The organism is Endozoicomonas ascidiicola, assembly GCF_001646945.1.
GTDB classification, from domain to species: Bacteria; Pseudomonadota; Gammaproteobacteria; order Pseudomonadales; family Endozoicomonadaceae; genus Endozoicomonas; species Endozoicomonas ascidiicola.
Genome location: NZ_LUTV01000005.1, coordinates 403693 through 409973, shown reverse-complemented (window position 1 = coordinate 409973; position 6281 = coordinate 403693). Strand labels below are relative to the sequence as shown.

Annotated in this window: 7 protein-coding genes; 6 read left to right on the top strand and 1 reads right to left on the bottom strand. The window is 43.9% G+C overall.

All coding sequences use genetic code 11. The features are described from left to right. Positions 1-62: 62 nt before the first annotated feature. Both AKL11_RS26485 and AKL11_RS15655 read left to right on the top strand, forming a co-directional pair. Positions 63-191, top strand: coding sequence for a hypothetical protein (locus tag AKL11_RS26485; RefSeq protein WP_301335661.1), 129 nt, complete (start codon positions 63-65; stop codon positions 189-191). Positions 192-212: 21 nt separating this feature from the next. Beyond that, positions 213-557: a hypothetical protein gene (locus tag AKL11_RS15655; protein WP_157673596.1), complete on the top strand. Its 345-nt coding sequence runs from the start codon at positions 213-215 to the stop codon at positions 555-557. A 131-nt stretch (positions 558-688) separates the two neighbouring features. Here AKL11_RS15655 and AKL11_RS15650 read toward each other — a convergent pair whose 3' ends face one another. Next, the gene (locus AKL11_RS15650) at positions 689-1786 is read right to left on the bottom strand and encodes a hypothetical protein (protein ID WP_067519101.1); all 1098 of its coding nucleotides are present in this window, start codon (positions 1784-1786) and stop codon (positions 689-691) included. Between the two features lie 401 nt (positions 1787-2187). Between AKL11_RS15650 and AKL11_RS15645 the strand changes: the two genes are divergently transcribed. The 4 genes from AKL11_RS15645 to queF all read left to right on the top strand — a co-directional run bounded on the left by AKL11_RS15645 (position 2188) and on the right by queF (position 5863). Then, positions 2188-3087, top strand: coding sequence for a TIGR01777 family oxidoreductase (locus tag AKL11_RS15645; protein ID WP_067519100.1), 900 nt, complete (start codon positions 2188-2190; stop codon positions 3085-3087). A gap of 119 nt (positions 3088-3206) precedes the next feature. Beyond that, complete coding sequence (locus AKL11_RS15640; RefSeq protein WP_067519098.1) at positions 3207-4166, top strand: ABC transporter ATP-binding protein; 960 nt, start codon at positions 3207-3209, stop codon at positions 4164-4166. Further along, entirely contained in the window at positions 4163-4972 is an 810-nt protein-coding gene (locus AKL11_RS15635) for an ABC transporter permease (RefSeq protein ID WP_067519096.1), read from the top strand. Before AKL11_RS15640 ends, AKL11_RS15635 begins: the two co-directional genes overlap by 4 nt. Before the next feature lie 54 nt (positions 4973-5026). Continuing rightward, positions 5027-5863, top strand: coding sequence for an NADPH-dependent 7-cyano-7-deazaguanine reductase QueF (queF, locus tag AKL11_RS15630; protein ID WP_067519094.1), 837 nt, complete (start codon positions 5027-5029; stop codon positions 5861-5863). Positions 5864-6281 lie beyond the last annotated feature (418 nt).

Genomic DNA, 6281 nt, shown 5'->3' with positions numbered 1-6281 from the left:
CAGAAAAGTAGGTCAGTCATGCCTTTTTCAGGTCAGTTTAAAAGTCGAACATCGCGTTAGAAATGCTATGGCAAAAGGTGAAGTATGAATGGTTGAATCTCTTTGAGGTCATGGACTTTAAGGCGTTTGAAGCAGAAGTCATACGAGTGTTTGAGCAGGTCGGTCAGGAATATATGATTTCATTTGGTTAACTACTTAACACCGTTGAATCGGTGATGCGAGGTGGACGCTGCAGATGGCGCATTGAAAATGAAACGTTTAATACCCTGAAAAACCAAGGCTATCAACTTGAACATAGCTATGGGCATGGCGAAAAACACCTGGCTACGAATTTCGCCTACCTTACTTTCCTGGCGTTTCTGGTCGATCAGATCCAGGAACTGGCTTGTCCACAGTTTCAACAAGCGCTGAATAAACCAAAAAAACCGACACGTAAGCGACTTTGGCGAAAAATCACATCGTTCTTCCTGACGTTGAGAATTGACAGTTGGGGTAGCTTGTTTAGAGCAATTTCTCATGGGTCAAAAGCACAAGATATAGCTTTTGATTCATCGTGATTTACGAAACAGCCAGGTTTGATCGGGGTGACAATCATTTCCATACTGCAGAAATGTCTGTAGGTGTCTCATTGTTCTATCAAACAAATAGTGCTTACGACAATTTTCTGATAATGGATTGTGTCGTATATTCATCGGGAGTGGCTGGTCAAATCCCATTCTTTGATCTTCTGGCTCATTATTTCATGCTTATTATTCTTCAGAAAAGATTTTATGTGGTCTAGCATTGGCTTGGCAATCTTAGTGTCTGTATGAATATTTTTAGTAAAAATTTCATCTATGGGGTTTAATACTGCGTCAATTTTTTGCTCCCATTCCCGCCCTAGCTTATTCAAATCATCTTTGCCGCTATTGCATAATGTTTCTGATAGCTTGGAGTATAGGTTAATTCTCTCAAAGCTATTGATCCAATTAGATAAATCATTATTGTCAGGTGGCGTCTTATTGGAATTAGTTAGTGTTTTTTCTAGAGAGTTGGTTTTTATTAAATGTAACATTCGATTGAGTGTGTCATCTGGATTACATGAGTGAATCTGTCGTAAAAGACTAGCAGACAGATCTTCGTTGTTTGAGTAGATTGACGATTTATTATATTCTTTACAGAGTTTGCTGGTTAGTTGCACAATCTGACCTTCAAGCATGCTAATTACTTCTTTCCGGTAGTCTGTAATTGAGAAATCCTTGTCAGGGTTGTTAATACTATTAGTTAGTTTGTATTTGCTCTTAAGTTTTCCATTAATGTCTTCAGATTCAATTGTTGCAAATGACTCATGCATTTTATTTGTTTCTTCTTTGAAAACAACTAAATCACTTTGAAGTTTTTGAATGGACGATAATATGTCTGTAAAAGTAAGTTTTCCTTGTTGCATTGCGGGGCAAAATTTTCCAAGAAGCTGTGATATGCTCTGAGCGCTTTTTGATGTTAATAGATCGTGGCGAGACATTAAGTTGAATGTTTCTTTGGTTAGGGGGAAAGAAATTTTAGGCCTGGCTATCCTAGAAGTTATTTTTTTTACCAGCCAGTCTTTAGAATTATTGCGAACCATTTGGTCGGCGGTTTTTATATTGATTTCAACTTTTCTTCTTGACGATAGCGCCTTGAAAGCAGCGCTTATCTTGCCATTTTCTTTATGCGCTTGATAAGTGTAATAAAGTGCTTCTTTCCCTGTTAGAATAAGGTTTTCTTTCCCTATTAGAATAAGGTTTTCTTTCCCTTGAGATATGCTCATATTTATATGTCCTGGTAAAATACTGATGTTCTTATGGCTGATTTTCTTATTATATCCGTTATTCTATTATTGGTTTTTTCTAAGGGGGGGGGGTGTCAATAACTTGCAGATATGGAAAATAAATCAGAAGACTTAAGTGGATTAGTCATTATTAAGTACCTGGTCATATGGAATTGCTAGAAGGTAAATGTATAGTTCTGCTCCGGATATGTGTTGGACTTTACTGTGCAATCAACCTCAGTAGGCGAGATTGAATTGAAGCAGAGATTTACCGAAGAACAGTTAAGATTGTAATCCAGCCTGAAAGCTCCCGGTATCAGGTGAAACGGCTGTTATGGCAGTTATTATGTACAGTTGGTATAAATAAAGAAGCATGTTGCATCAATGAGAGAGTCCAAAGTATGCGTGTATTGATAACCGGTGGAACCGGCTTTGTGGGCAGTCCACTGGTCAATCATCTCCTTGACGATGGCCATCAGGTGATGGTGCTCAGTCGGCAGCCAGCATCTACTATTCGATCCAAACTGTCTAACCGGGTGCAGTCAGTCTCGTCCATTTCGGCGGTGAACCCTTCTACCTACTTCGATGCCGTTATTAACCTTTCTGGTGAGGGGATAATGGATAAACGCTGGACCCCAACCCGGAAAAAGGCACTGGAAGACAGTCGTATAGGGTTAACGACAGAGCTTGTGGATCTTATTGAGCGGATGGAAAACAAGCCGGATTGCTTTATCAGTGCCTCAGCGGTGGGGTATTACGGCGTAAATATCAGCTCTGAACCATTAGACGAGTCTGCAGGTCCCGGGCAGGATTATGCCGCCAAACTCTGTGAAAACTGGGAACGTGCTGCCAAGCGAGTTGAGAGCTTTGGCGTCCGAACCTGTATCGTTCGCATTGGTGTGGTGCTGCATCCGGACGGAGGCGCACTTAAAAAGATGCTACCGCCATTCCGGCTTGGGCTGGGTGGCGCCATTGGTGATGGCAAACAAGTGATGCCATGGATTCACCGACAGGATCTGGCGGATGCACTGCTGTTTTTGATCTCAGAAGACAGTGCCAGTGGCATCTTTAATGGTGTTGCCCCCGAGGTATTGACGAACAAACAGTTGACTCAGGCTTTGGGAAAAGCGCTGAGGCGGCCAACCTTTTTTACGGTGCCAGGCTGTGCTTTGAAGTTGGCGCTTGGTGAAGCGGCTCAGTTATTAACAGAAGGGCAGGCCGTACAATCCAAGCGTTTGCAGGAAGCTGGTTTTACTTTTAGTTATCTTAATATTACTCAAGCCCTGTCATCCTTGGTATAACCTTGGATCACCCAGGTTTGAGATGAATGAAAAGCACTATTCATTATAAAAATGAAAATTAAGATATGAATTTGTAATACAATCGTGGGCAGAATAAAACGATCTCAAGGCTGAGGATCATGACCCAGGCTCTGTCCATTAAAAATCTTAAGAAAATATACGACGGCGGTTTTACCGCTCTCAAAGGCATTGATCTCAATGTCTCCAGCGGTGACTTCTTTGCCCTGCTGGGCCCGAATGGTGCTGGCAAGTCCACCACTATTGGCATTATTTCTTCACTGGTTCGTAAGACATCAGGCTCAGTTTCTGTGTTTGAGCATGATATTGACCATGATCTGGTGAAAGCCAAGCGTTCTCTTGGTGTGGTTCCCCAGGAATTTAATTTTAACCTGTTCGAGAAAGTGGAAGATATTCTTTACACACAGGCCGGCTACTATGGCCTTTCTACTCGACAGGCTCGTCCAAGGATTGATCATTACCTGAAGCAACTTGGCCTCTGGGATAAACGACACAGTCAATCCAGAATGCTCTCCGGTGGTATGAAACGACGGCTGATGATTGCCCGGGCGCTGGTGCATGAACCGGAGTTGTTGATTCTCGATGAGCCCACTGCGGGTGTGGATATCGAACTGAGAAGAAGTCTCTGGGAGTTTATTAAAGAGATAAATGATCAGGGCACGACCATCATCCTGACCACACATTACCTGGAAGAAGCAGAACAACTTTGTCGGAATATTGCCATCATCGATCAGGGCGACATTGTTGAAAACACCAGCATGAAAGAACTGCTGAGTTTGCTGCAAAAAGAGAGCTTTGTTCTGGATTTGAGTAAGCCGATGGAAACGCTACCGACCTTTTCCGGCTATCAAGTGCGCCAATTAGATCCGATGAGCTTGGAAGTGGAAGTGGATAAAAATCGCGGAGTAAATGATCTGTTTCGTCAGCTCAGCGAGTATCAAATAGAAGTCGCCAGTATGAGAAATAAAAGTAATCGACTTGAGGAACTCTTCGTCAACATGACCAATGGTGGTTTGGTAAATAGTGAGGAAAGGGCGTCAGGGCAGGAGGCTGCAGTATGAAATCCTACCGTGAAAAACGACAGTGGCGCACAGAGTATTATTATAATTGGGTCGCTTTTGTCACTATATTTGCCAAAGAAGTCCGCCGATTTATGAGGATCTGGCCGCAGACGCTGCTACCCTCAGCCATCTCCATGGTGCTTTATTTTTTGATTTTTGGTGCAGTGATTGGTTCCAGAATCGGTACCATGAGCGGTTTCAATTATATGACCTATGTCTTGCCGGGGTTGGTGATGATGTCTGTCATTACCAATAGTTTTGCCAATGTTGCATCGTCGTTTTTTAGTAATAAATTCCAGCGCAGCATTGAAGAGTTACTAATTTCGCCGGTGCCGGACTGGATTATCCTGGCGGGTTATGTGCTTGGCGGTGTTGCCCGGGGCGTGATCACCGGTGCGATAGTGATGACCCTCGGGCTGTTTTTTGTCGATATCCAGTTATACGATTTGACCGTTACGATTCTTGCGCTGGTGATGACCGCAAGCCTCTTTTCACTGGGCGGATTTATCAATGGCGTCTATGCTAAAAAGTTCGATGATGTATCCATCATTCCGACATTCGTCCTGACACCTCTAACGTATCTGGGCGGTGTATTTTACTCTATCAAGATACTTCCGGCGTTCTGGCAGAAAGCATCCATGCTGAACCCGATTTTGTATCAGGTGAATACCTTTCGCTATGGACTTCTGGGTGAAGCCGGTGGCATTGATACCGGCTTTGCTTTTGCTGTGATGCTACTGGCCATTGTTGCACTGGGTGTGTTCAGTTTGCACCTGCTGAAAAGTGGCCGGGGGCTGAGAAGTTGATTGCTTAGGAAATTGCTTGTCTTATAAGTAGCTCGTTCCATAAGAAGTTGAATTATGTCTGATGCTCTGCACGCTTCGCCACTGGGTAAAAACAGTGGCTACAAATCCGAATACGATCCGACGACTCTGTACCCTATCGAGCGCAGGGAGAAGCGCGAAGAGCTGGGTATTTCTAGAGATACCCTGCCTTTTTTTGGTCGTGATCTCTGGTATGCCTATGAGCTCTCGTGGCTGAATGCTTCCGGCAAGCCGATGGTGCGGGTTGCCCGGTTTGAAATTCCCTGCGATTCCCCCTGTGTGATTGAATCCAAGTCGTTCAAACTCTATCTGAACTCATTCAATGAAACCCGCTTCGACAGTGAACACGATGTTGAAAAAGCACTGATCTGTGATCTTTCCAACACGGCTCAGGCGCAGGTTTCAGTGATGCTGATGACGATAGAAGCATTCGAAGACCGCGGTGTTGATAGCACTCCCGGAGTGAATATTGATGACCTGGATATTGCCATCGACTGCTATCAATACAACCCGGATTTACTGGCTGGAAGTGTTCCCAATGATGGGGAAATGATCAACGAAACCCTGAATACCCACCTGCTGAAATCTAACTGCCCGGTAACGGATCAGCCCGACTGGGGCACGTTGGTGATCAGTTATCGTGGGCAAGCCATTGATCGTGAAGCGTTGCTGAAATACATCTGTTCCTTCCGCAACCATCAAGAGTTTCATGAGCAATGTGCCGAGCGGGTGTTTGTGGATTTGCAGAAACACTACAAGCTGGATGTCTTGACGGTTTATGCCCAATACCTGCGACGGGGAGGGTTGGACATAAACCCCTGGCGCAGTACTTTGGATGTGAATCCGGAAGCGCTTCGGTTTGTTCGTCAATAGTTGAATCATGACTCTTGAAAATAAATTGAGAAGGTCGGAATAAAAGTAATAAATGACTTCTCAAGCCATTCTTAGGAGCGGTTGACGTTTCGCAATTGCTTCAGTGATTCAGAAAACTGTGGGCAGCTTTCTGAATCACTGAAGCATGCACGCCGGCCTAGTGATGGTTGATGCCTAATTATCTGTCTGATTACATCAAAGCCAAAAATTTTCTTTGGAATCATTAGGGCTTTTACTTTGATAATGTAGAGTCCTGAATTCGTATCATAAATGCATAACCTCTGTAACCACAGGGTTGCTACAGAGCCACCTTTGAATTCAATCAGAACTCAGGTGTACTCTGTAAAGCTACTAAACACTACAGAGGATGCCACGGATGGCCTTTAAGCACCTGAGCTCTGAAGAGAGACATTATATC

Coding starts and splice junctions, on each gene's coding strand:
- AKL11_RS26485 (WP_301335661.1), top strand. CDS start 63: ATGCTATGGCAAAAGGTGAAGTATGAATGGTTGAATCTCTTTGAGGTC.
- AKL11_RS15645 (WP_067519100.1), top strand. CDS start 2,188: ATGCGTGTATTGATAACCGGTGGAACCGGCTTTGTGGGCAGTCCACTG.
- AKL11_RS15650 (WP_067519101.1), bottom strand. CDS start 1,786: ATGAGCATATCTCAAGGGAAAGAAAACCTTATTCTAATAGGGAAAGAA.
- AKL11_RS15640 (WP_067519098.1), top strand. CDS start 3,207: ATGACCCAGGCTCTGTCCATTAAAAATCTTAAGAAAATATACGACGGC.
- AKL11_RS15635 (WP_067519096.1), top strand. CDS start 4,163: ATGAAATCCTACCGTGAAAAACGACAGTGGCGCACAGAGTATTATTAT.
- queF (WP_067519094.1), top strand. CDS start 5,027: ATGTCTGATGCTCTGCACGCTTCGCCACTGGGTAAAAACAGTGGCTAC.